The 22533-nt window shown below is 62.2% G+C and carries 23 protein-coding genes; 13 read left to right on the top strand and 10 right to left on the bottom strand.

The window, feature by feature from the left end:
* Positions 1–2 precede the first annotated feature (2 nt).
* From ACO1XS_RS04495 to ACO1XS_RS04510, 4 genes are read right to left on the bottom strand one after another with little or no spacing between them, the layout of a single operon-like run.
* Positions 3–890 carry an AAA family ATPase gene (locus ACO1XS_RS04495; protein WP_331566424.1) on the bottom strand — a complete coding sequence of 296 codons (888 nt, stop codon included), beginning with the start codon at positions 888–890 and terminating at the stop codon, positions 3–5.
* 29 nt (positions 891–919) lie between these two features.
* On the bottom strand, positions 920–1720 hold the full coding sequence (locus ACO1XS_RS04500) for an FAD binding domain-containing protein (protein ID WP_331566422.1): 801 nt from the start codon (positions 1718–1720) through the stop codon (positions 920–922).
* Between the two features lie 22 nt (positions 1721–1742).
* A complete protein-coding gene (locus ACO1XS_RS04505) occupies positions 1743–4130 on the bottom strand; it encodes a xanthine dehydrogenase family protein molybdopterin-binding subunit (protein ID WP_486390091.1) in 2388 nt (795 codons plus the stop codon).
* On the bottom strand, positions 4127–4627 hold the full coding sequence (locus tag ACO1XS_RS04510) for a (2Fe-2S)-binding protein (RefSeq protein WP_331566418.1): 501 nt from the start codon (positions 4625–4627) through the stop codon (positions 4127–4129). Before ACO1XS_RS04510 ends, ACO1XS_RS04505 begins: the two co-directional genes overlap by 4 nt.
* Positions 4628–4877: 250 nt before the next feature.
* Here ACO1XS_RS04510 and vapB point away from each other — a divergent pair, with 250 nt between their 5' ends.
* From vapB to ACO1XS_RS04525, 3 genes are all read left to right on the top strand, one after another.
* A complete protein-coding gene (vapB, locus tag ACO1XS_RS04515; protein ID WP_331566416.1) occupies positions 4878–5114 on the top strand; it encodes a type II toxin-antitoxin system VapB family antitoxin in 237 nt (78 codons plus the stop codon).
* Complete coding sequence (locus ACO1XS_RS04520) at positions 5114–5521, top strand: PIN domain-containing protein (protein ID WP_486390092.1); 408 nt, start codon at positions 5114–5116, stop codon at positions 5519–5521. Before vapB ends, ACO1XS_RS04520 begins: the two co-directional genes overlap by 1 nt.
* An 83-nt stretch (positions 5522–5604) precedes the next feature.
* Positions 5605–6837 (top strand): NAD(P)/FAD-dependent oxidoreductase, encoded by a 1233-nt coding sequence (locus ACO1XS_RS04525; protein WP_331566412.1) that lies wholly within the window; start codon positions 5605–5607, stop codon positions 6835–6837.
* 34 nt (positions 6838–6871) lie between these two features.
* Here ACO1XS_RS04525 and ACO1XS_RS04530 read toward each other — a convergent pair whose 3' ends face one another.
* Entirely contained in the window at positions 6872–7750 is an 879-nt protein-coding gene (locus ACO1XS_RS04530) for an alpha/beta fold hydrolase (RefSeq protein WP_486390093.1), read from the bottom strand.
* Positions 7751–7868: 118 nt separating this feature from the next.
* Between ACO1XS_RS04530 and ACO1XS_RS04535 the strand changes: the two genes are divergently transcribed.
* The 5 genes from ACO1XS_RS04535 (at position 7869) to ACO1XS_RS04555 (ending at position 12666) form a co-directional block, all read left to right on the top strand.
* Complete coding sequence (locus ACO1XS_RS04535; RefSeq protein WP_331566408.1) at positions 7869–8765, top strand: LysR family transcriptional regulator; 897 nt, start codon at positions 7869–7871, stop codon at positions 8763–8765.
* A 106-nt stretch (positions 8766–8871) separates the two neighbouring features.
* On the top strand, positions 8872–9768 hold the full coding sequence (locus ACO1XS_RS04540; RefSeq protein WP_331566406.1) for an NAD-dependent protein deacetylase: 897 nt from the start codon (positions 8872–8874) through the stop codon (positions 9766–9768).
* Positions 9769–9859: 91 nt separating this feature from the next.
* Positions 9860–11269, top strand: coding sequence for an NADP-dependent phosphogluconate dehydrogenase (gene gndA, locus ACO1XS_RS04545; RefSeq protein WP_331566404.1), 1410 nt, complete (start codon positions 9860–9862; stop codon positions 11267–11269).
* Positions 11270–11430: 161 nt separating this feature from the next.
* Positions 11431–11790, top strand: a complete 360-nt coding sequence (locus tag ACO1XS_RS04550) for a DUF4148 domain-containing protein (RefSeq protein WP_331566402.1) — start codon at positions 11431–11433, stop codon at positions 11788–11790.
* A 189-nt stretch (positions 11791–11979) separates the two neighbouring features.
* Entirely contained in the window at positions 11980–12666 is a 687-nt protein-coding gene (locus tag ACO1XS_RS04555) for a peptidoglycan DD-metalloendopeptidase family protein (protein WP_486390094.1), read from the top strand.
* A 73-nt stretch (positions 12667–12739) separates the two neighbouring features.
* Here ACO1XS_RS04555 and ACO1XS_RS04560 read toward each other — a convergent pair whose 3' ends face one another.
* Complete coding sequence (locus ACO1XS_RS04560; RefSeq protein WP_331566399.1) at positions 12740–12985, bottom strand: hypothetical protein; 246 nt, start codon at positions 12983–12985, stop codon at positions 12740–12742.
* Between the two features lie 212 nt (positions 12986–13197).
* Between ACO1XS_RS04560 and ACO1XS_RS04565 the strand changes: the two genes are divergently transcribed.
* The gene (locus tag ACO1XS_RS04565) at positions 13198–15651 is read left to right on the top strand and encodes a glycogen/starch/alpha-glucan phosphorylase (protein ID WP_331566397.1); all 2454 of its coding nucleotides are present in this window, start codon (positions 13198–13200) and stop codon (positions 15649–15651) included.
* Here the strand turns inward: ACO1XS_RS04565 and ACO1XS_RS04570 are convergent.
* Both ACO1XS_RS04570 and ACO1XS_RS04575 read right to left on the bottom strand, forming a co-directional pair.
* Positions 15639–16025 (bottom strand): DUF6232 family protein, encoded by a 387-nt coding sequence (locus ACO1XS_RS04570; protein ID WP_331566395.1) that lies wholly within the window; start codon positions 16023–16025, stop codon positions 15639–15641. The genes ACO1XS_RS04565 and ACO1XS_RS04570 overlap by 13 nt on opposite strands.
* Before the next feature lie 9 nt (positions 16026–16034).
* On the bottom strand, positions 16035–16289 hold the full coding sequence (locus ACO1XS_RS04575; protein WP_173256761.1) for a DUF2866 domain-containing protein: 255 nt from the start codon (positions 16287–16289) through the stop codon (positions 16035–16037).
* A gap of 571 nt (positions 16290–16860) precedes the next feature.
* Here ACO1XS_RS04575 and ACO1XS_RS04580 point away from each other — a divergent pair.
* Genes ACO1XS_RS04580 through ACO1XS_RS04595 form a run of 4 tightly spaced genes read left to right on the top strand, consistent with a single transcriptional unit; the run spans position 16861 to position 20345 of the window.
* Positions 16861–18018, top strand: coding sequence for a methionine aminotransferase (locus ACO1XS_RS04580; RefSeq protein WP_486390095.1), 1158 nt, complete (start codon positions 16861–16863; stop codon positions 18016–18018).
* Positions 18019–18026: 8 nt separating this feature from the next.
* Positions 18027–18692: a DUF2848 domain-containing protein gene (locus tag ACO1XS_RS04585; protein WP_486390096.1), complete on the top strand. Its 666-nt coding sequence runs from the start codon at positions 18027–18029 to the stop codon at positions 18690–18692.
* A 23-nt stretch (positions 18693–18715) separates the two neighbouring features.
* Positions 18716–19105, top strand: a complete 390-nt coding sequence (locus ACO1XS_RS04590) for a cupin domain-containing protein (protein ID WP_414720145.1) — start codon at positions 18716–18718, stop codon at positions 19103–19105.
* A 37-nt stretch (positions 19106–19142) separates the two neighbouring features.
* Positions 19143–20345, top strand: a complete 1203-nt coding sequence (locus tag ACO1XS_RS04595; protein WP_331566389.1) for an MFS transporter — start codon at positions 19143–19145, stop codon at positions 20343–20345.
* A gap of 73 nt (positions 20346–20418) precedes the next feature.
* Here ACO1XS_RS04595 and ACO1XS_RS04600 read toward each other — a convergent pair whose 3' ends face one another.
* Positions 20419–21534 (bottom strand): succinylglutamate desuccinylase/aspartoacylase family protein, encoded by a 1116-nt coding sequence (locus tag ACO1XS_RS04600; RefSeq protein ID WP_331566387.1) that lies wholly within the window; start codon positions 21532–21534, stop codon positions 20419–20421.
* Between the two features lie 208 nt (positions 21535–21742).
* Complete coding sequence (locus ACO1XS_RS04605) at positions 21743–22525, bottom strand: ABC transporter substrate-binding protein (protein WP_331566385.1); 783 nt, start codon at positions 22523–22525, stop codon at positions 21743–21745.
* Positions 22526–22533 lie beyond the last annotated feature (8 nt).

Here is a 22533-nt window from a genome sequence, read left to right on the forward strand (position 1 = left end):
GACTACTCCGCTTCGGCCAAGCATCGCGCGATTTGATCGGTATCGAGCCGTGCGAGGTCGTCCTGATACTTGAGCAGCACGCCGAGCGTGTCGTGCACGGACTGCGGATCGAGCTCCGAAATCGACAGTGCCGCGAGCGCGCGGCACCAGTCGATCGTTTCCGCGATGCCCGGGGCCTTGAACAGGTCCATCGAGCGCAACCGGTGCACGAACGCCACGACGCGCCGCTGTAGTTCTCCCGCCGCTTCGGGGGCACGCGCCGCGACGATCGCGAGTTCGCGGTCCTGCTCCGGATAGCCGATCCATTGATAGAGGCAGCGGCGCTTGAGCGCGTCATGGACCTCGCGCGTGCGGTTCGACGTGACGATGACGAGCGGCGCCCGTTCGGCGCGTACCGTGCCGTATTCGGGAATCGACACCTGGAAATCCGAAAGCAGTTCGAGCAAAAAGGCCTCGAACGGCTCGTCGGCGCGATCGATTTCATCGATGAGCAGCACACGTTGCGCACCCGGATGTTGCTCGTCAGGCATCAACGCTTGCAGAAGCGGGCGCTTCAGCAGGAATTCGCTGCGATAAAGCGTATCGTTGCCGGGCCGCTCGCCCGCCGCTTCGGCCAGACGCAGCGCCATGATTTGGCGCGGGTAATCCCATTCATAGAGCGCACTGGCCGTGTCCAGCCCTTCGTAGCACTGCAGGCGCAAGAGCGTCGTGCCGAGGATTTCCGAGGCCGCCTTGGCGAGCTCGGTCTTGCCGACGCCCGGCTCGCCTTCGAGAAAAAGCGGCCGGTCCATCCGCAGCGCCAGAAAGAGCGCCGTGGCGAGCTCGCGACTCGCAAAATAGCGGTGCGCCGCGAGCTCGGCGACGGTTGCGTCGATCGTTGCCGGCTGCATCGTGGTCGGTCCGGAGCGAGGGCAGGCCGCTAGCGGGCCCGCTCGACGGCGCGCGCTGCGAGGATCGGAATCAGATGGGCACGATACTCGGCGCTCGCATGCAAATCCGTGTTCAGTTCGTCGGGAGACAGCGTGACCTGCCGGGCCGCATCGCGCGTGAAGTGGCCGCTCAATGCCGCTTCGAGCGCGGACGGTCGAAACACCGAAGGTGCGGCGCCCGTGACGGCAACCCGCACACCGTCGGCCCGCTTGGCCACGAACACGCCGACGAGCGCGAATTGGGAAGCGGGGTTGCGGAACTTCTCGTAAGCGCTTTTTTCCGGCACGGGAAATTCGACGGCAACGATGAGTTCGTCCGGTTCGAGCGCCGTTTCGTACATGCCGACGAAGAAGTCATCGGCTGCAATGCGTCGGCGATCGGTGACGACCGTCGCGCCCAGTGCGAGCACCGCAGCAGGATAATCGGCGGCAGGGTCGTCGTTGGCGAGCGAGCCGCCCAGCGTGCCGCGGGCGCGCACCTGGCGATCGCCGATCATACCGGCGAGCTCGGCCAGCCCAGGCAGGCTGCGCTGGATGCCGTCATGTTCGGCGACATCCGCATGGCACACGGCGGCGCCGATCGAAACCGTCTGGCTGTCGACGCGAATTTCCTTCAAGGCCGCAATGCGCGTGATGTCGACGAGCTTCGTCGGCTGCGCCAGGCGCAAACGCATGGTCGGCAGCATGCTTTGCCCGCCGCCGAGGTATTTGGCGTCGCTATCTGCCTGCAGGGCCGCCACGGCGGCCTGCGCATCGGCCGCGCGCTCATAGTCGAACGAATATGAATACATGGAGCTGTCTCCTGTCGACCGTTCAATGGACCGACGACTGCGTGGCCTGAATCGCGGACCAGATGCGGTGCGGGGTGGCGGGCATCTGCATGTCTTTCACGCCAAGCGGCGCGAGGGCGTCGACGATCGCATTGATGACCGCCGGCGGCGAGCCGATTGCACCCGCTTCCCCGCATCCCTTGACCCCGAGCGGATTGTGCGTGCACGGTGTGCCCTGAGTCGTCTCGACCGTGAACTCGGGCAGATCCGAAGCGCGCGGCATCGCGTAGTCCATGTAGGAGCCCGACAGCAACTGCCCAGTGTCGGGGTCATAGACACAGCGCTCGAGCAGCGCCTGGCCGATACCTTGGCCGAGCCCGCCGTGCACCTGCCCTTCGACGATCATCGGATTGATGACGTTGCCGAAGTCGTCGACAGCGGTGAATCGCTCGATGCGAGTTTCGCCTGTATCGGGGTCCACTTCGACCTCGCAAATATAGGCACCCGACGGGTACGTGAAATTGCTTGGATCGTAGAACGCGTTCTCGTCCAATCCCGGCTCGAGTTCCTCGAGCGGGTAGTTGTGCGGAACATAGGCGGCCAGCGCCACTTCGGCGAACGTCTTGGTACGGTCCGTGCCGGCCACATGAAAGACACCGTTACCGAATTCGATGTCGCTGGCGGAGGCTTCGAGCAGATGTGCCGCGATCTTTTTTGCCTTTGCTTCGATCTTGTCGAGCGCTTTCATGATGGCCGTGCCGCCCACTGCGATCGAGCGCGAACCGTAGGTTCCCATGCCGAATGGAATGCGGCCGGTATCGCCATGGACGATTTCGACCTGGTCCATCGACAGGCCGAGCCGATCGGCGACGACTTGCGCGAACGTCGTTTCGTGCCCCTGCCCGTGGCTGTGCGAGCCGGTGAAGACCGTAACCGTTCCCGTGGGATGCACGCGGACCTCGCCCGCTTCGAACAGGCCGGCGCGTGCGCCAAGGGCGCCCGCGATTTTCGACGGCGCGAGACCGCACGCTTCGATGTAGCACGAGTAGCCGAGGCCGCGCAGCTTGCCGTTTTGCTTCGCCGCGTCGCGGCGCGCCGCAAAACCCGCCACGTCGGCGAGTTCGATGGCACGTGCGAGGCAGACTTCGTAGTCTCCCGTGTCGTACGTGAGCCCGACGGGTGTCGTGTAGGGAAACGCGCGGATGAAGTTGCGCCTGCGGATTTCAGCGGGGTCCATGCCGAGTTCGTGCGCCGCGGTTTCGACGAGCCGCTCGACGACGTACGTGGCTTCCGGACGTCCCGCCCCACGGTAGGCGTCGACGGGCACCGTGTTCGTAAAGACGGCTTTCACCTCGGCATAAATAGCGGGCGTCGCGTATTGGCCCGCGAGCAGCGTCGCATACAGAATCGTCGGCACGGACGAGGCGAACGTCGACAGATAGGCGCCCATGTTCGCGGTGGTATGCACCCGCATCGCAAGGAAACGGCCGTCGCGATCGAGCGCGAGTTCCGCTTTCGTCACATGATCGCGGCCGTGCGCATCGGAGACGAACGATTCCGAACGTTCCGCCGTCCATTTGACGGGGCGGCCGATGCGCTTGGACGCCCAGGTCAGCGCGACATCCTCGCCGTAGAGAAAGATCTTCGAGCCGAATCCGCCGCCGACGTCTGGCGCGACGATGCGCAGCTTCGATTCCGGCAGCGACAGAACGAATGCAGCCATCAGGAGCCGCTCGACATGCGGGTTCTGATTGGCGACATAGACGGTGTAGCTTTCGTCTTGCCGCGAGTAGCTGGCATTGACCGCGCGCGGTTCGATGGCGTTCGGCACGAGGCGATTGTTCACGATCTCGAGCGTCGTGACATGTGCGGCCTGCGCGAAGGCTGCGTCGGTCGCGGCCTTGTCGCCGTGGCCCCAGGTATAGCAGACGTTGTCGGGAACCTCGTCGTGCACGGCGGGTTGACCCGAGTCGGCCGCGTGGGCGGTGTCCGCCACGGCGGGCAACAGGTCGTAATCCACTGTCACGAGTTCGGCTGCGTCCTTGGCCGCCTTGGCGGTTTCGGCGATGACGAGCGCGACCGGGTCGCCCACGTGCCGGACCTTGCCTGTGGCCAGGACCGGATGCGGCGGCTCGCGCATCGGTGAGCCGTCGGTGCTGTGGATGAGCCAGCCGCAGGGCAGGCCGCCTACCTTCTCGGCGGCGAGATCGGCGCCCGTGAAGACGGCGATGACGCCCGGCGCGCCGCGCGCTGCTTCCACGTCGATTTTGCCGAGACGCGCATGCGCATGGGGCGAGCGCACGAACATGCCGTAGGTTTGCTGCGGCAGCACGATGTCGTCGGTGTATTGCCCGGCGCCTGTGAGGAAGCGGTAGTCTTCCTTGCGTTTGACGGAGGCTCCGATCAGGCGGCGTTCTTCAGGTGCGTTCATGATGGCTCCCGTACAGTCGATGCCGCCTGTTGGCGCATGCCTGCCGCGCCTTCGAGTACCGCTTTGACGATGTTGTGGTAGCCGGTGCAGCGGCAGAAGTTTCCGTCGAGCTGACGGCGCACGTCGTCGGCACTGGCATCGGGCTTGGCCGCGATCAGCGCGGTGGCGCTCATGACCATGCCCGGTGTGCAAAAGCCGCACTGAAGGCCGTGGCATTCGCGAAAGGCGGCTTGCATCGGATGCAGGGCACCGTCTTCGGCGAGCCCCTCGATGGTGGTGAGCCGGGCACCGTCGGCTTGGACGGCGAGGACATTGCAGGCTTTGACGGCGCGTCCATCCATATGGATCGTGCAGGCGCCGCACTGGGCGGTATCGCAGCCGACATGCGTGCCGGTCAGGCGCAATGTATCGCGGAGGAAATGGACTAGAAGCGTGTGAGGCTCGACTTCGGCGCTCACCGGGGCGCCGTTGACTGTCAGACTGATGCTGATTGCCATGGATTGTCTCCGGTCGGCCAGAGTCGGGCAAGGCAGGGGGGCGACAGCCGGCACCTTCGATGCGTGCAGTGCCGCTTGTCCGGCTATAGCGCGTTATTTTCTAGATGCACCGGGAAGTAAAGCACAATTTGGCGGGCTCTGCTGTTATAGGAGACCCTCGATGGCCTCGAAACATGTACACACACGGATTTACGTTGTGCCGGATCCGCGTTATAGTACATCCATCGTACATCCGCAGACGGGCTTAACGATGCATACGACCAGGGTTTTCAAGAACGGCAATTCGCAGGCAGTGCGTATCCCCGCCGATCTGGCGTACGAGCGCACGGACGTGGAGCTCGAGATCGAGCGTGTCGGGGACGAGCTCCGCATTCGGCCGGCGCGTCGAGCGCTGGGCGGGGTGCTCAAGAAGTTCGCCAGATTCGGGCCGGATTTCATGTCCGAGGGGCGCGGCAGCCAGGAGCAAACAGAGCGCGAGGCACTCTGATGCCGCGCTTCATGCTCGACACCAACATGTGCATCTACTTGATGAAGAACCAGCCGGAGCAGGTGGCGGAGCGCTTCGCACAATGCTACGTCGGCGACGTCGTGATGTCGGCCATTACCTATGCGGAATTGGAGAACGGTGTCGCGGCCTCGGCCAACCACGCACGCGAGCGCCGGAATCTCGCTGCGCTGATCGAGGACATCCCGGTCGCGCCCTTCGATGTCGCCGCCGCAAGGGCCTATGGGCCGGTCCGCGAGGCGACGCGCGAGCGAAAGAAAGATCATCTCGACAAGCTCATTGCGGCGCATGCGTTGGCGCTCGATATTGTGCTCGTCACCAACAACGAACGCGAGTTTGCCGCCTATCCAGGCCTGAAGCTGGAAAACTGGATGAGCGGCGCGGCGTAGAGGCGAAGGAACGAGGCGGTTCGGCATGGAGTCGTGTGCCGTTGCGTCGTTTCAGCCGCAAACATGGGGCATGTTAACTTCCGATGAAATTCGACACTCTCGTGCTTGGCGCCGGCATGGTCGGCGTTTCGATCGCCGCTCACTTGCAGCAGCGCGGTCTGTCCGTAGCGCTCGTCGACCGAAAAGCGCCCGGCAATGAAACCTCGTTCGGTAACGCGGGACTGATCCAACGGGAGGGCGTTTATCCGTACGCCTTTCCGCGCGGGCTCGGCACCCTGCTCGGCTATGCGGGCAACCGCGCACTCGATGTCCGGTATCACCCCGGTGCGATGTTCAAGCTCGCACCGTTTCTCTGGCGGTACTGGCGCAATTCGGCCCCCGATCGTCACATCGCCATTGCGCGCGCCTATTCCACGTTGATCGAACACTGTGTCAGCGAGCACAAGGCGCTGGCAGCGGCCGCCGGCGCGGCGGACATGTTGCGCCCGACCGGATGGATACGAGTCTTCCGCACGGCGGCCAAATTCGACGAGGAATTGAAGACGGCCGAGCGCTCGCAGCGCGAGTACGGCATCGAGTACGACGTGCTCGATGCGGCAGCGCTTCACGCCGCGGAGCCCGATCTGTCATCGGCTCTCATCGGCGGCGTGCGCTATGGGCAATCGTATTCGGTAGCGGATCCGAATGCCCTCGTCACGGCGTACGCCCGTTATTTCGAGCGGCTGGGCGGGCGTATCGTTTTCGGCGACGCGAGGACGCTCGAGCCGCATTGGCGGGTGAACACGGAGGAGGGCGTGCTGGAAGCCGATTCGGCCGTAGTCGCACTCGGGCCGTGGTCTCAGCCCCTCAGCGCCAAGCTCGGCTATCGGCTTTCGCTCGGCATCAAGCGCGGGTACCACATGCACTACCGCGCAAAATCGGGGGCGCGCCTCAATCATCCCGTCCTCGATGTCGAAAAGGGCTATCTGCTCGCACCGATGGCACGCGGGATCCGGCTCACGACGGGGGCGGAGCTCGCGTTGCTCGACGAGCCGAAGACGCCAGATCAGCTCGAGGCTGTCGAGCCGATCGCCCGGGACTTGTTTCCCCTCGGCGAGCGAGTCGATTCGGAACCGTGGATGGGGCAACGTCCGTGCACGAGCGACATGCTGCCTGTCATCGGTCCGGCCACGCGGCACCCGGGCCTGTGGTTCGCATTCGGGCACGCGCATCATGGGTTCACACTGGGCCCCGTGACGGGGCGTCTTATCGCCGATATGGTCACGGGCGCCAAGCCCTTCGTGGATCCGCGCCCGTTCCGCATCGATCGGTTTTGAGCGCGGATCGAAGCTCGGTCGGTAACCCGCTCGGTCAAGAACGCCCGAGTTCCGTCAGAAAGGCATGTGTCAGCGCGCCGATCTCATCGCAGGCCTCGTCGAGTGCGAAGTGGCCTGCTTCGAGCAGGTGGATTCGGGCGTCGGGTAGCTCGCGTCCGTATGCATGCGCGCCTTCCACCGTGAACGACGCATCGTACTTGCCCCAGACGACGAGCGTGGGCGGGCGGTGTTCGCGCAGGTAACGCTGCCATTGCGGGTATCGCTCGACGTTGCTCCGGTAGTCATAAAAGAGTTCAGTTTGGATGTCGATCTGCCCTGGGCGCGACAAAAAGGCGAATTCGTCGTTCCAGGTATCGGGATCGTAGCGATCCGGATGCGGACTCGTTCCCACGTGACGCAAGCGCGTGGCGTCGTATGACAGCAAGCTCGTGCGCAACGCGGCCTCATGCGTTGCCCGGTCCTTCCAAAAGGCCTTGCGGACTTCCCACAACGGACCCAAACCTTCCACATGTGCGACGGCGTTTTGCACGATCAGGCCGCGGATACGCTTCGGATGCGCCTGCGCAAGACGAAAGCCGACCGGGCCGCCGTAGTCCTGCACCAACAACGTGAAACGGCGCAACTCGAGCGTTTCGATGAAACGCTCCATCACGCCGGCGAGCGAATCGAAAGTGTAAGCAAACGCGCTCGGCGCAGGCGCGCTGCTATGTCCGAAGCCGGGATAGTCCGGCGCGATGACACGAAACTGATTCGAGAGCAGCGGCATCAACGTTTCGTACATGCGTGACGACGACGGAAAGCCGTGCAGCAGCAGGAGAACCGGTGCGTCTTGCGGGCCCGCTTCGCGATAGAAAATGTCGAGTCCGTCGATCCGTACGGTGCGGTAACGCATGCTTGCGCGGGTCGAGTCCATCTTCGTTCTCCTGGTGGGTTGGGTATGAAAGAGTCGATGGGACAGATGCTACTCTTCGAAATCGAATTGATAATTGGCCGACGCGTGGATTTAATATCCCGTTTTTAGGGAGAATGATGTGCAATCGCTGCGTGAACTGGAAACCTTTGTTGCGATAGCCGAGGAAGGGAGCCTGACAGCCGCCGGACGCCGCCTGGGCCGTTCGCTGCAGGCGGTGAGCCGCGGGCTGCAGACGTTGGAGCAGTCGATGGGTGTCACGCTCGTCCTGAGGACGACACGCACGTTGCAACTGAGCCCCGCCGGGGCGCGGTTCTATGAACGCGTCAAAGCCGTTCTCGCTGATCTCGAGATTGCGCGTACCGAACTGGCGGAGGATGCGAAGCGGCTGACGGGACGGCTGCGTATTCATGCGCCCACGCTCTTCGGCCCTCGGTATGTCGTGCCGCTCGTGGCCGAATTCCGCCCCCGCCATCCTGGACTCCAGGCGTCGTTGGAGTTCGACGACGAATTGCACGATCCGCCGGAAAGCGGTGCCGACCTTACGCTGCGCGTCGGCGCCACGCCCGATTCGCGCCTCGTCGCGCGGCAGCTTGGGCACGTGCGTCGCGTCGCATTCGCGGCGGCTTCGTATCTTGCCGAGCACGGCCATCCTCGGACGCCCGAAGACCTCGGCGCGCATGAGTGCGTGATTCGAACCGGTGTGCCCAACGCCAATCGCTGGACGTTCGATTCGCGCGACGGCGCGCGGCATTCGGTTCTCGTTTCAGGGCGTATCGAATGCAATCGACTCGCCGCCGTCAATGCCGCGGTGGCGGAGGGGATGGGCGTGGGGCTCGCCGCATTCTGGCAGATTCGCGAGCTCATCGAAGCGGGCCGCGTCGAGATCGTCCTGCCCGAATACGAGCCGGCACCGCTGCCGCTTTGCGCTGTCTGGATGCGCACGCGGAAGATGCCGGCCCGCTTGCGCCTGCTGATCGATTTCCTGGCCGCGCGGCTCGCGGGCGAGCGGCTATAGGCCCGGCCGCGGATCGGCGGGTTGCCGGCACGCCGGTTCGGAACGGCGTAGAATTCGCGTCGTCGCGCCGCATCGACGGCAGCGGCATCGATCACTTTGCCGTGCCATGACTGAATCCACCGCAGTAACCGCGCATTCGTCACCGTCTTCAACGGCCGCCGCCGTAAGCGGCGAAACGTGCGCGGATGCGCTCGAAGCGTTGTGCGCTTTCGTGCAGCGGCATCCGCGTCTTTTCGTCTTGACCGGGGCCGGCATCAGCACGGACTCCGGTATTCCCGGCTATCGCGACGCCAACGGCAATTGGATGCGCGCGCAACCGATCGAGTACAAGGCGTTCGTGAGCTCCGAGCCTGCACGGCGCCGCTACTGGGCGCGCAGCATGGTGGGCTGGCCGATGCTGGCCGAAGCTCGCCCGAATGCTGCGCATCGCGCCCTCGCGCGCCTCGAGCAAGCCGCTCGCGTCGCCACGCTCGTGACCCAGAACGTGGACGGGCTGCACCAACGCGCTGGGAGCAATCGTGTCATCGAGCTGCATGGCAGCATACGCGACGTGATCTGTCTCGCCTGCGGTGCCGGACATTCGCGTGAGTCGGTGCAAGCCATCCTCGCGGCGGAGAACCCGAGGCTCGCCGGTGCGTTCGCACAGCCGTCCGCGGATGGCGATGCACACCTCGAATGGGCGGACCTGGACACGTTCCATGTGCCGGCATGTCCGCACTGCGGCGGCATGCTGAAACCGTCGGTCGTCTTTTTCGGCGAGAACGTGCCGCGCTCGACCGTGGAGGCGGCTGCCGCGGCGCTGGAGGCGGCCGACGCGATGCTCGTGATCGGCTCGTCGTTGATGGTGTATTCCGGTTATCGGTTTTGCGTCTGGGCGGCGCGTGCAGGCATGCCCGTTGCCGCAGTCAATCTTGGGCGCACGCGCGCGGATGCGATGCTGGCGCTGAAGGTGGCGGCTCCGTGCGGCGATGCGTTGGCGGCATTGGCCGAACGCATGGCGTAACCTGTTTCCTCTCAATCGTCGACGGACGAAGTTCCGTCGTGCCGCGCGGCAAACGGGCCGTCGCAGGCAGCGTTCCAAGGAGAATTCGACAATGGGCAAACCCGCCATCGGTGTCATCGGCCTCGCCGTCATGGGCCGCAATCTCGCGCTGAATATCGAAAGCCGCGGCCATGACGTGGCGATCTATAACCGCAGCCGTGCGAAGACGGACGATATGCTGGCCGCGTGCGCAGGGCGCCGGCTCGTTCCCGCCTATTCGCTCGAAGAATTCGTCGCGTCGCTCGAGAAGCCTCGCCGCATTCTCATGATGGTCAAGGCGGGCGAGCCGACGGACGCGACGATCGCCGCGCTCAGACCGCTGCTCGAGCCGGGCGATATTTTGATCGACGGCGGCAATACGCACTTCACCGACACGATCCGCCGCAACCAGGATCTCGCGAAATCGGGCCTGCACTTCATCGGCACCGGTGTATCCGGTGGCGAGGAGGGCGCGCTCAAGGGGCCATCGATCATGCCGGGCGGCCAGCGCGAGGCTTACGATCTCGTTGCGCCGATCCTGACCGAAATTGCCGCGAAGGCGCCCGACGGGGAACCCTGCGTGGCCTATATGGGCCCCGACGGCGCGGGCCATTTCGTCAAAATGGTCCACAACGGAATCGAGTACGGCGACATGCAATTGATTGCCGAAAGCTATGCCGTGCTCAAGCAGGTGGCGGGACTCTCGAATGCCGAACTCGGCCGCGTCTATCGCGAGTGGAACGCGGGCGAGCTCGACAGCTATCTGATCGAGATCACCGCAAAGATTTTCGATAAACGCGACGACGAAACAGGGAAGGATCTCGTCGACGTCATTCTCGACCGTGCGGCGCAAAAGGGAACCGGCAAATGGACGAGCCAGAACGCGCTCGATCTGGGCGTACCGCTGCCGCTCATCACCGAATCGGTGTTCGCACGCGTGCTTTCATCGTTGAAAACCCAACGCGTGGCGGCGAGCAAGGTGCTGTCCGGGCCGCAGCCGAAGGCAATGGCGGGCGAGCGCGACGCGTTCATCGAAGCGGTCCGGCGGGCGCTCTACTTCAGCAAGGTCATTTCGTACGCACAAGGATTTGCGCAATTGGCGGCCGCGTCGCAGGAATACGGCTGGAATCTCGACTTCGGTACGATCGCGAAGATTTTCCGGGCTGGCTGCATCATCCGCGCGCGCTTCCTGCAAAAGATCACCGACGCGTACAGGAGCGATCCGCGGTTGCCGAATCTGCTGCTCGATCCGTACTTCCGGACTATTTCGGAGAACTATCAATCGGCACTGCGCGACGTGGTGGTCTCGGCTGTCACGGCGGGCGTGCCGGTACCCGCGTTCGCATCGGCCATCGCTTATTTCGACGGCTACCGCGCCGAACGGCTGCCGGCCAACCTCATTCAGGCACAGCGCGATTTCTTCGGCGCGCACACGTTCGAGCGGGTGGACAAGGAAGGTAGCTTCCACGCGCATTGGTCTTGACGGTTTTGCGAGGACCTACGGAGATTGACAGGGATTGTTGCAGGACCGGAAACACTATTTGACCAAAATAGTGGTTTTCCCTAAGTCCTCAGATGACTAGACTGAGTTCAATCGCTTCAGACATGGTGTGTGGAGCGAATACCAATACCGGAGGTCTAGTCATGAAATCCCTGATCTATGCAGTGGTTGCTGCTTCTGTCCTCGCCACCCCGCTCGCCTCGATGGCGCAAACGCAATCGAACCAGCCTGTCACCCGCGAACAAGTTCGGCAGGATCTGATTCGCCTCGAACAAGCGGGTTTTGAACCGCGTGCAAACGACATCTATTACCCCGCGAACATTCAGGCGGCCGAAGCGCGTGCCTATGGCACGCAAGGGCAGGCAGTCGCGGATACGTCCGCAACGGCCGCCGATAACAGCGGCTATGGTGGTGTAGCGGGCCAAAGCGGCCAATCGGGTGCGCCCGCTGCCGAGCGTCCCGCGGACTCGAGCGGCGGACACTCGCTGTTTTTCGGTCAGTAAGCATCGCAAGATCGCGTGATTGCAATCGATGCGTAATAAACGTAATCGAAGCGAAAGCGGCGCGATCGATTGAGTCGACCGTTTGAAGCGAACCGGCTTGTGCTCCCGAAGGAGGCGCGAGCCGGTTTCGTTTTGGCGTCCCCGCGTTAATATGTGCCATTCTCGGCTGACTAGGGAGACGCTCGCTTCATGAAAATCGATCGCAGCGGAGTAGTAGCGGTGTTGTGTGCGGCCGGCTCGATCTGGGTCGCAGGTTGTACGACCGAGCAATGGCCCGGCTCGCGCGGCAACGCCGCGCAATGGAATGCGCCACCGCGTCCAGTCGCCGTGCAGCCCGGCTATTATCGCGTCGCGCCCGGCGATACGCTGGCCAGTGTTGCGGCGGGCTTCGGCCAGCGGCCGCAGGAGATTGCCGAATGGAACCGGCTGCCGGCCACGGCCTCGCTCGTCCCGGGACAAGTGCTGCGCGTGGCGCCGCCGGTCGGCGCGAATGCGAACGCCGGCGGCGGTCCTGCGATTCACTTTGCGTGGCCCGCTTATGGGCAGGTGCTCAAGTCGATGCAGGCCGGCGGCTCGAAAGGCATTGTCATTGCCGGTAGGGCGGAGGACCCGGTGCGTGCCGCTGCCGACGGAACGGTCATCTATGTCGGCAACGCGATCCAGCAATACGCAGCCCTGGTCGTCGTGAAGCATGGCGACGGAATCGTCACAGCGTATGCGGTGAACGGTCCGGTTGCCGTCAGCGAGGGCGACAGCGTGCGCAAAGGGCAACAGATCGCCCAGATGGGCACCGACAAGACGGGCCGCAGCACGTTGCAGTTCGAAATTCGCCGCGATGGCACGCCTATGGATCCGCTCGCCTATCTGCCGCGCTAGCAGCCGGCAGATCGCCGAGCAATGAACCCACGCCACTGTGCCGCCGAGCCGATGCTGACGCCGATGCCGGGCCTCAGGCCAGCGACGCAAGCACGATCGAAAGCTTGCGGCTATGCGCGCGGAACGCCTCGATGGTATCGCGCTCGCTTTCAGGGCTGACGTGTGCAAGTTCGGCGCGCTCGACTTGCGCCTGATATTCGTCGACGACTCTGAGTCGCGTCTCGGGCGGCAACGCTCGAATCAGCGAAACCATCAACAGCTCCTGCGCGTGGATCATGCCGAGCACGGCTTGCGTGTTGGTATGGATATGCGTCGTCATGTCGGTCTCCTGGGCACTGTCGACGCTTCAATCATAGTGCAGCGATTCCGATGCCCCTATGCCGTGACCTTGCATTTTTTTGCGTTTTATTTAGCACTCCGATGCGCTCCGCAAGCGATCAAAAAGGGGTAATCTGATTCCTCGCGGCACGCGCCACTGGCGCCAGTCGAGGGTAGCAATGCGCATGCCGCCATGCTAACCAGGAGGGCTCGATGACAGCCGTCGATCTGGAATTCGACCAGCTCAACAGCACAGTTGAAGCGCTACGGCGCTCTATCTCCAACCGCTTGATCTACGGTGTCGGCAAGGATGCTGTCGCGGCCCGGCCGCAAGACTGGCTCAATGCCGCTGCCCTCGCGGTGCGCGACAGACTGGTCGCGCGCTGGATGAAAACCACGCGCCAGCAATACGAGCAGGACGTCAAACGCGTCTACTACCTGTCGATGGAGTTTCTGATCGGCCGCACGTTTACGAACGCGCTGCTTGCCCTTGGCATTTACGACCAGATGAACGAAGCGCTCGCGAGCCTCGGTGTGGATATGTCCGCGGTGACCGAACTGGAGCCGGACGCCGCGCTCGGCAACGGAGGTCTCGGACGGCTCGCGGCGTGCTTCCTCGATTCGATGGCTACGCTTGCGGTCCCGGGCTTCGGCTACGGCATCCGTTACGACTACGGCATGTTTCGCCAGCAGATCGTCGACGGCGAACAAGTCGAGACGCCGGACTATTGGCTGCGCGCCGGCAACCCTTGGGAGTTTCAGCGCCCCGAAGTGCAATACATCGTCCATTTCGGCGGACGCACGATTCAGCACGGGGACCGCGTCGAGTGGGTGGAGACCGAGCACGTCAATGCCATGGCTTACGACACCGTGATCCCGGGCTTCGGCACGAGCGCGACGAATACCTTGCGGCTATGGTCTGCGCGCGCGACGGAAGAACTCGATCTGTCGGCGTTCAACCAGGGCGACTATCGTCGTGCCGTCGAGGCAAAGGAGTATTCCGAAAACGTCTCGCGGTTGCTCTACCCCGACGATTCGACACCAGCCGGGCGCGAGCTGCGGTTGCGGCAGGAGTACTTCTTCGTTTCGGCGACGATGCAAGATCTCATTCGCCGCTATCAGCGCACGCATAGCACGTTCGGCCGGTTCGCGGAGAAAGTCGCTATTCATCTGAACGACACCCATCCGGTGCTGGCCATTCCCGAGCTGATGCGACTGCTCGTCGACGTCCACCAGGTGCAGTGGGATCGGGCGTGGAAAATGGTGCAGCAGGTGTTCTCTTACACCAACCATACGCTGATGCCGGAAGCACTGGAGACGTGGGACGTCGATATGCTCGCGCGGCTTTTGCCGCGGCATCTCGAGATCATCTTCGAGATCAACGCGAACTTCCTCAAAGAGGCGAGCGAGCATTTCGGACATGACGTCGAGCTTATCCGGCGCATTTCTCTTGTCGACGAGTACGGGCAACGCCGCGTGCGTATGGCGCATCTCGCGATCGTGGCGAGCCAGAAGGTCAACGGCGTTTCGAAGCTTCACTCGCAATTGATGGAGCGCGAGTTCTTCAACGATTTCGCGCGCATGTTTCCCGAACGCTTCACCAATGTCACGAACGGCATCACGCCGCGCCGGTGGCTCGCTCAGGCGAGCCGGCCGCTTTCCTCGCTCATCGATTCGAGCATCGGAACGAACTGGCGCAAGGATCTCTTCGAGTTATCCAAGCTCCGCGAATTCAAGGAAGATGCCGAATTCGTTGCCGCATTTCGGGCAGCGAAGCGCCGCAACAAGATTCGTCTTGCCCAGCGGCTTTTGCACCATACGGGCGTTGCCGTTCACCCGGATGCGCTCTTCGATATGCAGGTCAAGCGGATCCACGAATACAAGCGGCAATTGCTGAACGTGCTGCACGTCATCGTCCGCTACAACCAGATTCGAGCGCATCCCGACGAAGACTGGGTACCGCGCGTGGCTATTTTTGCGGGCAAGGCCGCTTCGGCCTACAAGATGGCGAAAACGATCATTCGCCTCATTGGCGATGTTGCACAGACGATCAACGGGGACCCGGTCGTCGGGGACCGCCTCAAAGTCGTCTTCGTGCCCAATTACGGCGTGAGTTTGGCCGAGACGATGATTCCCGCGGCCGACCTGTCCGAACAGATATCGATGGCGGGCACGGAAGCGTCCGGTACCGGGAACATGAAGCTTGCGTTGAACGGCGCGCTGACGATCGGAACGATGGACGGTGCCAACATCGAGATCTGCGATGCAGTCGGACGCGAGAATATGTTCATCTTTGGATTGAACGCGAGCGAAGTCGGCGAATTGCGAGCGAGCGGTTATCGGCCGCGGCAGATCTATGAGGAGAACGAAGCGTTACGCCACGCACTCGATCAGATCCGCACCGGATACTTTTCCAACGGCGACTCCCACCGCTTTTCGGACATCTTTCATACGCTTGTCGACTGGGGCGATCACTACATGGTGCTGGCCGATTTCGCCGCGTTTGCGCGAGCGCAGGAGGCCGTGGACGCACGTTTTCGCAATCCGCGCGCGTGGACGGCCAGCGCGATCGAGAACGTGGCGGGCATGGGACAGTTTTCGTCGGACCGGACGATTGCCGAATACGCGCGCGATATCTGGCGCGTCAAGCCGGTTCAGACGGGCTGAGCGGAGCGGCCGAGTGCGTCGCGCAAAACTCGTTCGACGTGCTCGGCGAAGGCGCGGTCGGGACTCGTCAGCGCTTCGCGCTCGCCGTTCGCCGTTGTGACGATCAGCCGGTGCGTGACATCCTGCGTGTACCAGGTAAGTCCCCCGACGACGACGAGCATCACGCCGACAACGAGTGCGGCGCTGCTGCCAAAGATGCCGCCCCCTATGGCTGCGGCGGCGCCGAGGACCGAAATGCCGACCGGCAGCACTTTGTTCTTGTGCACAGTGACGACGCGCACCTCGCGAATCTCGCGCAGCGGAAACATCTGGCCGCCCGCACTGAGTCCGCCGCGTGTGATCGTCACACCGCGTTCGTTGAACGTGTTTTCCATTGAGGAAGTTTAGCGCTGTTCGTCGAAATAGACCCGGCCCGGCACGTGCGACGCGACGCACTGCGCGATCTCGCTGTCGGTCAACTCGGCTGGGACCACGCAACGATAGGACGGCGCGTCTTTGGCCATGCTCCATTCGACGAGCCGGTAGGTTCTGCCCCACGGGCGTTGCACGGGCAACGAGACGCGGCAGCTTTGAACGGGCAGCGCGTGCTTGCGCTTGAGCATGGTTCGCAGATGCTTGAACACCGAATCTTCAGTCATTGCCGTTTCCTTCCCAGTGCCGCAGGGATTTGCGCACCGCATGAAGAAGACAAAAAGATGCCGCCGATGTTCCGGCGGCTCAACAGGGGTGGTATGGGACTCATGTTGTCAGCCGAGAATTAAGCCAGACTTAAAGACGCGATCCACACCGGTCGTTGCGGCGCATTTTTGTTACAGGGCATTAACCAAGTATCGGAACGTTTCCGTCGAGATAGCGGTTGTGCCGGCGGTCCGTCCGGCCGACCGAGCGTCGAGACGCGATCGCCGATGTAGGCGATGTCCTGCCGGGCTCGAGCCAGCCGGCCACCGGTGGACGCAATATCGCCACGCCTGATCTCTGCTCAATCGCGATACCGGGATGCCGCTAAATCAGAATGTCGCTTCCGCGTATTTATGCGCTTGACTCCCTATACCTTATAGGGGTTTGGAAAAATAATTCAATGGTCTGCATAAACTTTTTTTGTTTGCCAGCCGACGCGAGCTGAACGATAGTATCGTGGAAATGGAAACGGCGTTAAACAAGAAACATGAAAGGCGCTGATCCAATTAATAATCAAAATAAATACTACTTATGCATTCAAATTTGCCGATTGGTGGCGTCAGGTCAAGGCTCCCTCATGTCAAGGGTTCGATATTTTCCGCGTTGAGTCGCGTTGCCAAGCAATACGACGCAATCAACCTTTCCCAGGGATTTCCCGATTTCGCCCCCGATCCGAGACTGCTCGAATCGTTGGCGACGGCCGCTAACTCCGGACATAATCAATACGGCATGCCCGAAGGCTCGGAGGCGCTGCGTCGTTCAATTGGCCGCATGTATGAAGATCTTTATTCGCTGCGGATTTCGCCCGACGCTGAGATTACGATTACCGCCGGGGCAACACAGGCTATTTCGGCGGCCGTGAGCGGCCTCGTTCATCCGGGCGAGGAAGTCATCTTTCTGGCGCCCGCGTTCGAATCGTATGCGCCCAGTATCTTGATGGCCGGCGCAACTCCCGTCTGTGTGGACTTGCCGGCGCCCCGTTTTGAAGTTGACTGGGAGGAAGTGGAAAGACGCGTCTCTCCACATACCCGGATGATCATCGTGAATAGCCCGCACAATCCGTCGGGTCGGTGCTGGAATTCAAACGATGTCGATCGCTTGGCTACACTCGCAGAGCGGCACAACTTGTTGGTGCTGAGCGATGAGGTCTACCACAACATGGTTTTCGATGGACCTCATATCACCGCGCTTTCCGAGCCGAGGCTTCGCGAGCGAACGATAGTGGTTGGCTCGTTGGGCAAAACGATGCACGTGACGGGATGGCGCATCGGGTACGCCGCTGCCGCCGCGCCGCTCACGGCGGAATTGCGCAAAATTCTCCAATTCACTACGTATGCTGCGCCTACTCCATTGCAGCAGGCGATGGCCCAGGTCCTCGATGCTTCCACTTATTTGAGCCTGCCTGCGCTGTTTCGCGGAAAACGCGACCGCTTCCTTGCGGGTTTGCGGGGCTCGCGCTTCGAAAGCGTGCCGACGAGCGGAGGATATTTCCAGTTGCTCGACTATTCGGCTATTTCCACTGTGCCGGATACTCAATTCGCAGATTTGCTGATCAGCGAGCACGGGGTGGCGGGCCTGCCGGTTTCCGGGTTCGGCGCTCAGTACGCAAATTCGCATCTGCTGCGTTTTTGCTTTGCGAAATCCGACGAGACGATCGACAAGGCTACCAATCTTCTACGTGCTTTGTAGGGCAAACCATGAAAACCATTCAATTCGATGTTCTTGGCAAAGAGCCGCGATCAGTGCAACTCGCTGCGAGCAAGCTCACCATCGCCGGGTGGACGGGGCGCAATTCAGCGCAGGTGCTGCATCACATCAAGGAGTTGGCCGAGCTCGGCGTGACTCCGCCGAAGCGCATCCCGACTTTCTACCGGCTCTCCCATGCGCTACTTACGACTGACGCCGTCATCGAAACTGTCGGCTTCAGTTCGAGCGGGGAGGCCGAATATTGCCTATTTGCGCTGGATGGAGAAATGTACGTTGCGGTCGGCTCCGACCATACCGATCGTGCTCTCGAGGCGCACGAGGTCACGCTCTCCAAGCAAGTATGCGCCAAGCCGATCAGCCGTGATTGTTGGCGATTTTCAGATGTCGAGCCGCACTGGGATAGCCTGGTCTTGCGCAGCTACATCGAGGAAAACGGCGCGGAAACGGTCTACCAGGAAAGCTCGGTATCGGAGCTGTTGCATCCCCGTGAGCTGATTTCGAAGCTGGACGCGCCGCTACGCGACGGCGAGGTGCTATTCGGGGGCACGGTGCCGGTCAAGGGAGGCATACGTGCCGCGCATGCGATTCGCGTTGAACTACATGATCCCGTTTTGAACCGGACGCTCGTTTGCGAATATCGAACAGAAACGCTTTGATTGAAGAAAAGGAGGATATCGAAATGACAAAGCCACACCTCGAGTTTGTTGCTCTGGACTTGGACGAGGGTTGGAGCGTGCCGCCTGGCTATCCGGAAGGAATCGAGGAAAAGATACTTTGCGGGTCGCTCGCGGCGGATGCGCGCACGGGAAGCAGGACACGTTTGTTGCGGTTTGCTCCTGGCGTCTACACCACTTCGCCATTCGTCCACGATCATTGGGAAGAGGTCTATCTGCTGCAGGGCGATCTGATCGTGGGCAACGATGCAAACGGCAACGGTGGGACCGCATTTCAGCCGCACACCTATGCATGCCGGCCGCCGGGTGCGTTCCATGGCCCCTTCAAGTCGGAGCGTGGATGTATGTTGCTGGAAATGCACTACTACGCGAACGACGATATCACGTTGATGTAAGTGCCAACTGTCTGACATCTAAACCAAGCGCGTATCTATGACGACGAATTGTGGAGATAGCCCTGCCGGCTATCTGGACCGTTGGCGATTGCTCAACGCATGGGTGACGATGTACGTGGTGGGCGCGGACCTGTTCATCATGTCGCCGCTCTTGCCCAGTATGGCGAATGCGCTGCATGTGAACGTCGATAGTGCGGGTTGGCTCGTGAGCGCGTTTTCCATCGCCTACGCGGTTGCCTCGCCGTTGATGGGACGCGTCAGCGATAGGTACGGTCGCCGCCGCACGATCTGCTGGGGGCTTTTGGCGTTTGCCGCCGCGAATCTCGGCACGGTCTGCTCGAGCAGCTTCGCGTTGGCATTGCTGAGCCGGATATTCGCCGGCATCTCGGTGTCGGCGATTTCGCCTTCCATCTATGCGGCGGTGGGCGATGCTGCTCCAGAGGGCCGCCGAGCGCACTGGATCTCGATCGCGGTATCGGGTTTGTTGACCGCGCTGTGGACCAGCGCCCCGCTAGGTGCATTGCTGGCGCACGTCATGCCTTGGCGAGCGGTCTTTGTTCTGTTGTCCGCAGCCGCGTTCGCTCTTGCATGGCCCAATTTGCGGCTATGGCCGTCGTCGAAGCCCGTCGGAGGTCGCGCGTCGAGAACGCGCGTTCCGTTGTACGCAGCCGTCTCGGCGGTTTCACCGATGGTCGCGTGGGGGGCTGCCTTGTACGGCTTGTACACCTACCTGGGCACAGGATTGACGGTCGACATGTCGCTGTCGGCCTCAGCGGTATCGCTATGCTTCATTGGCTGGGGTGTCGGTGCCATTTTGGGTAATCACTTGGGCGGATGGGGGGCGGACAAAATCGGCGTGCATTTCACCGCGATAGCCAGCCTGTGCGGGATGGCATTGGCGATGGGGCTGCTTGGCATGGGACTGAGCGGCGGAATGGGCGCAGGCGTGCTTGCCGCAACGCTCTGCTTGCTTGCGCTCGTCTCCTACCCATTCCAACCTGCCCAACAGACCCGATTGGTTCAGTGGGGGCAGTCGGCCAAAGCGTCGTTTCTCGCGTGGAACAGCAGCGCGCTGTATCTGGGCATGACGATCGGCTCCGCGTTCGACGGCTATGTCATGAAGCACTGGTCGTTTCATGCCTTGCCTTATGCCGGGATGGCCATCGCTGCCGCCGGCGCGGCGTTGTCCTTGATCGCGCAGAACGCTTTCAGTTCGGACGCCGCGGTCAGCGCAGCCTGATCGAGTCTGCCTCCTCACTGACCATCGCCGCCGCGACCTTTGCCCGAGATCAGCGGCAACGCCACCTACGCACCTACGCGGAAAGCAGGCTCCCCGTACGGAAAGGCGTTGCCCCCGCAATGCGCGCAATCTCCATCCCCGCCGTGGCAAAGCGCGTTTTATGCCGCGCATACATCACGCCGGCCATCGTATTGCGGATCGTCGTGACGCGATCGCCAAGCGGATCGACGATATCGGCGATTTCCTGGTGAGGCTCGACCCAACTGCCCACCGGTACGCGAAACACGAGCACGCCCGACATCGGCGCGACGAGCGGCTCGCTGCCGGCAAGCGGCGTGGCCGGGTGCGCGAGCGGCGGCAGGTGCGCGGGCGTGCCGTCTATCACGCCGCGATGCGTCAGATATTCTAGGATGGCCTGCGAATCATGCTCCGCATGCGAGTACGAGACATCGGCTTGCCCGCGCAATTCGACGGTGACCGAAATCGAGCCGTTCGGAATCGGGTAACGGTCGCCATAGCGCGTGCGCAACTCGGACCAGCAAAAGCTATGAATCTCGTCGAACGGGTTGCCGATCGAATTGAGCGCGAGTAGCGATGCTTTGGCATCGAGGTAGCGCGCGAGCGGTTCGACGTCGGGCCAGAGATCCGGGTTCGTATACAGATGCATCGCGCCTTCGAAGTCGCAATGCAGATCGAGCACGATGTCAGCATCGTACGAAAGGCGCTGCAGCGCGAGCCGCTGCGATTCCAGTTCGGTATGCGGTACCTGTTCCGCCAGCGCATCGCGCATCGCGCCGCGAATGGTCGTCAGATTGGCGCCGATATCGCCCGACAGGCGGCCTTCGATGCGCGGCGTGACGAGCGCAGCGAGATCGTGAAAGCCGCGGTTGAAGTTGCTTGCGCTATAGGTCTCGAAGCGGCCGATATGCTGGCCGAGCAGATGCTGATTGAGCCCGATCGGGTTCGGCACCGGCACGACGACGATCTCGCCGCGCAGCTTGCCGGCTGCCTCGAGAGCCGCCAGCTTGCGCCGCAGCGCCCACGATACGAGCATGCCGGGCAGCTCGTCCGCATGCAGCGACGACTGAATATAGATCTTTTGCGCGCCCGCGGGCCCGTAATGAAAGCTCTGCAGTTGCCGCTCTGTGCCCAGCGCGGGGGAGATCAACGGATGGGTCTGTATTTGCATGTTTCCTGGCGCCACGGTTGGAACAAACGTTGGACAGGCGTGCCCCGCCTGTTAGACGCAAGAGATGAATGACAAACAGGTCACGATTGTACGCCGGGCGCGAAGCGCTGCGAACTGCAAAGCAAAAGGGGCTCCGCGTAAAACGGAGCCCCTCGGGCAGGTCGACGCATCGACTGGCAAGGGGCGGCGCGGTTCGCGCCGCCCGGCATCACTTGCCGTAGACGTCGAAGTCGAAGTACTTTTTCTCGATCTTTTCGTAAGTGCCATCCTTGCGGATATCGGCGATGGCACCGTCGATCTTCTTCTTCAGATCGGTGTCTTCCTTGCGCAGACCGATGCCGGCGCCTTCGCCCAGCGTCTTCGGATCGTTCAGGTCATTGCCGACGATCTGATAGCCAGCGCCGCGCGGCGTCTTCAGGAAGCCGATTTCGGCCTGTACCTTGTCCTGCAGCGCTGCATCGAGGCGGCCCGACAGCAGGTCCTGATAGACCTGATCCTGGTTCTGGTAAGGCTGAACCTTCACGCCCTGGCTGGCCCAGCGCTCCTTCGCATAGGTTTCCTGGATCGTTCCTTGCTCGACGCCCACCGTCTTGCCCTTGAGCGATTCGGCCGTCGGCAGCAGCTTCGAGCCCTTCTTCGCCACGAGTGCGGTCGGCGTATTGAAGAGCTTGGAGGAAAACGCGATTTCCTTTTCACGTTGCGGCGTCATCGACATCGACGACAACACGCCGTCGAACTTCTTCGCCTTCAATGCGGGGATCATGCCGTCGAAGTCGTTTTCGACCCACACGCACTTGGCGTTCAGGCGTTTGCAAATTTCATTGCCCAAATCGATATCGAAGCCTTTGAGCTTGCCGTCCGCCCCTTTGGATTCGAACGGGGGATAGCTCGCATCGACGCCGAAACGGATCGTGGACCAGTCTTTGGCGTACGCCACACCGGCCGAAACGGCGCATGCGGCAATGGCTACGGCGGCTATGAGTTTTTTCACGGTGACTC

Source organism: Trinickia sp., from assembly GCF_057351765.1.

Coding starts and splice junctions, on each gene's coding strand:
- ACO1XS_RS04575 (WP_173256761.1), bottom strand. CDS start 16,289: ATGACTGAAGATTCGGTGTTCAAGCATCTGCGAACCATGCTCAAGCGC.
- ACO1XS_RS04565 (WP_331566397.1), top strand. CDS start 13,198: ATGACAGCCGTCGATCTGGAATTCGACCAGCTCAACAGCACAGTTGAA.
- ACO1XS_RS04520 (WP_486390092.1), top strand. CDS start 5,114: ATGCCGCGCTTCATGCTCGACACCAACATGTGCATCTACTTGATGAAG.
- ACO1XS_RS04530 (WP_486390093.1), bottom strand. CDS start 7,750: ATGGACTCGACCCGCGCAAGCATGCGTTACCGCACCGTACGGATCGAC.
- vapB (WP_331566416.1), top strand. CDS start 4,878: ATGCATACGACCAGGGTTTTCAAGAACGGCAATTCGCAGGCAGTGCGT.
- ACO1XS_RS04600 (WP_331566387.1), bottom strand. CDS start 21,534: ATGCAAATACAGACCCATCCGTTGATCTCCCCCGCGCTGGGCACAGAG.
- ACO1XS_RS04560 (WP_331566399.1), bottom strand. CDS start 12,985: ATGACGACGCATATCCATACCAACACGCAAGCCGTGCTCGGCATGATC.
- ACO1XS_RS04500 (WP_331566422.1), bottom strand. CDS start 1,720: ATGTATTCATATTCGTTCGACTATGAGCGCGCGGCCGATGCGCAGGCC.
- ACO1XS_RS04585 (WP_486390096.1), top strand. CDS start 18,027: ATGAAAACCATTCAATTCGATGTTCTTGGCAAAGAGCCGCGATCAGTG.
- ACO1XS_RS04555 (WP_486390094.1), top strand. CDS start 11,980: ATGAAAATCGATCGCAGCGGAGTAGTAGCGGTGTTGTGTGCGGCCGGC.
- ACO1XS_RS04510 (WP_331566418.1), bottom strand. CDS start 4,627: ATGGCAATCAGCATCAGTCTGACAGTCAACGGCGCCCCGGTGAGCGCC.
- ACO1XS_RS04590 (WP_414720145.1), top strand. CDS start 18,716: ATGACAAAGCCACACCTCGAGTTTGTTGCTCTGGACTTGGACGAGGGT.
- ACO1XS_RS04580 (WP_486390095.1), top strand. CDS start 16,861: ATGCATTCAAATTTGCCGATTGGTGGCGTCAGGTCAAGGCTCCCTCAT.
- ACO1XS_RS04595 (WP_331566389.1), top strand. CDS start 19,143: ATGACGACGAATTGTGGAGATAGCCCTGCCGGCTATCTGGACCGTTGG.
- ACO1XS_RS04540 (WP_331566406.1), top strand. CDS start 8,872: ATGACTGAATCCACCGCAGTAACCGCGCATTCGTCACCGTCTTCAACG.
- ACO1XS_RS04505 (WP_486390091.1), bottom strand. CDS start 4,130: ATGAACGCACCTGAAGAACGCCGCCTGATCGGAGCCTCCGTCAAACGC.
- ACO1XS_RS04525 (WP_331566412.1), top strand. CDS start 5,605: ATGAAATTCGACACTCTCGTGCTTGGCGCCGGCATGGTCGGCGTTTCG.
- ACO1XS_RS04570 (WP_331566395.1), bottom strand. CDS start 16,025: ATGGAAAACACGTTCAACGAACGCGGTGTGACGATCACACGCGGCGGA.
- ACO1XS_RS04495 (WP_331566424.1), bottom strand. CDS start 890: ATGCAGCCGGCAACGATCGACGCAACCGTCGCCGAGCTCGCGGCGCAC.
- ACO1XS_RS04550 (WP_331566402.1), top strand. CDS start 11,431: ATGAAATCCCTGATCTATGCAGTGGTTGCTGCTTCTGTCCTCGCCACC.
- gndA (WP_331566404.1), top strand. CDS start 9,860: ATGGGCAAACCCGCCATCGGTGTCATCGGCCTCGCCGTCATGGGCCGC.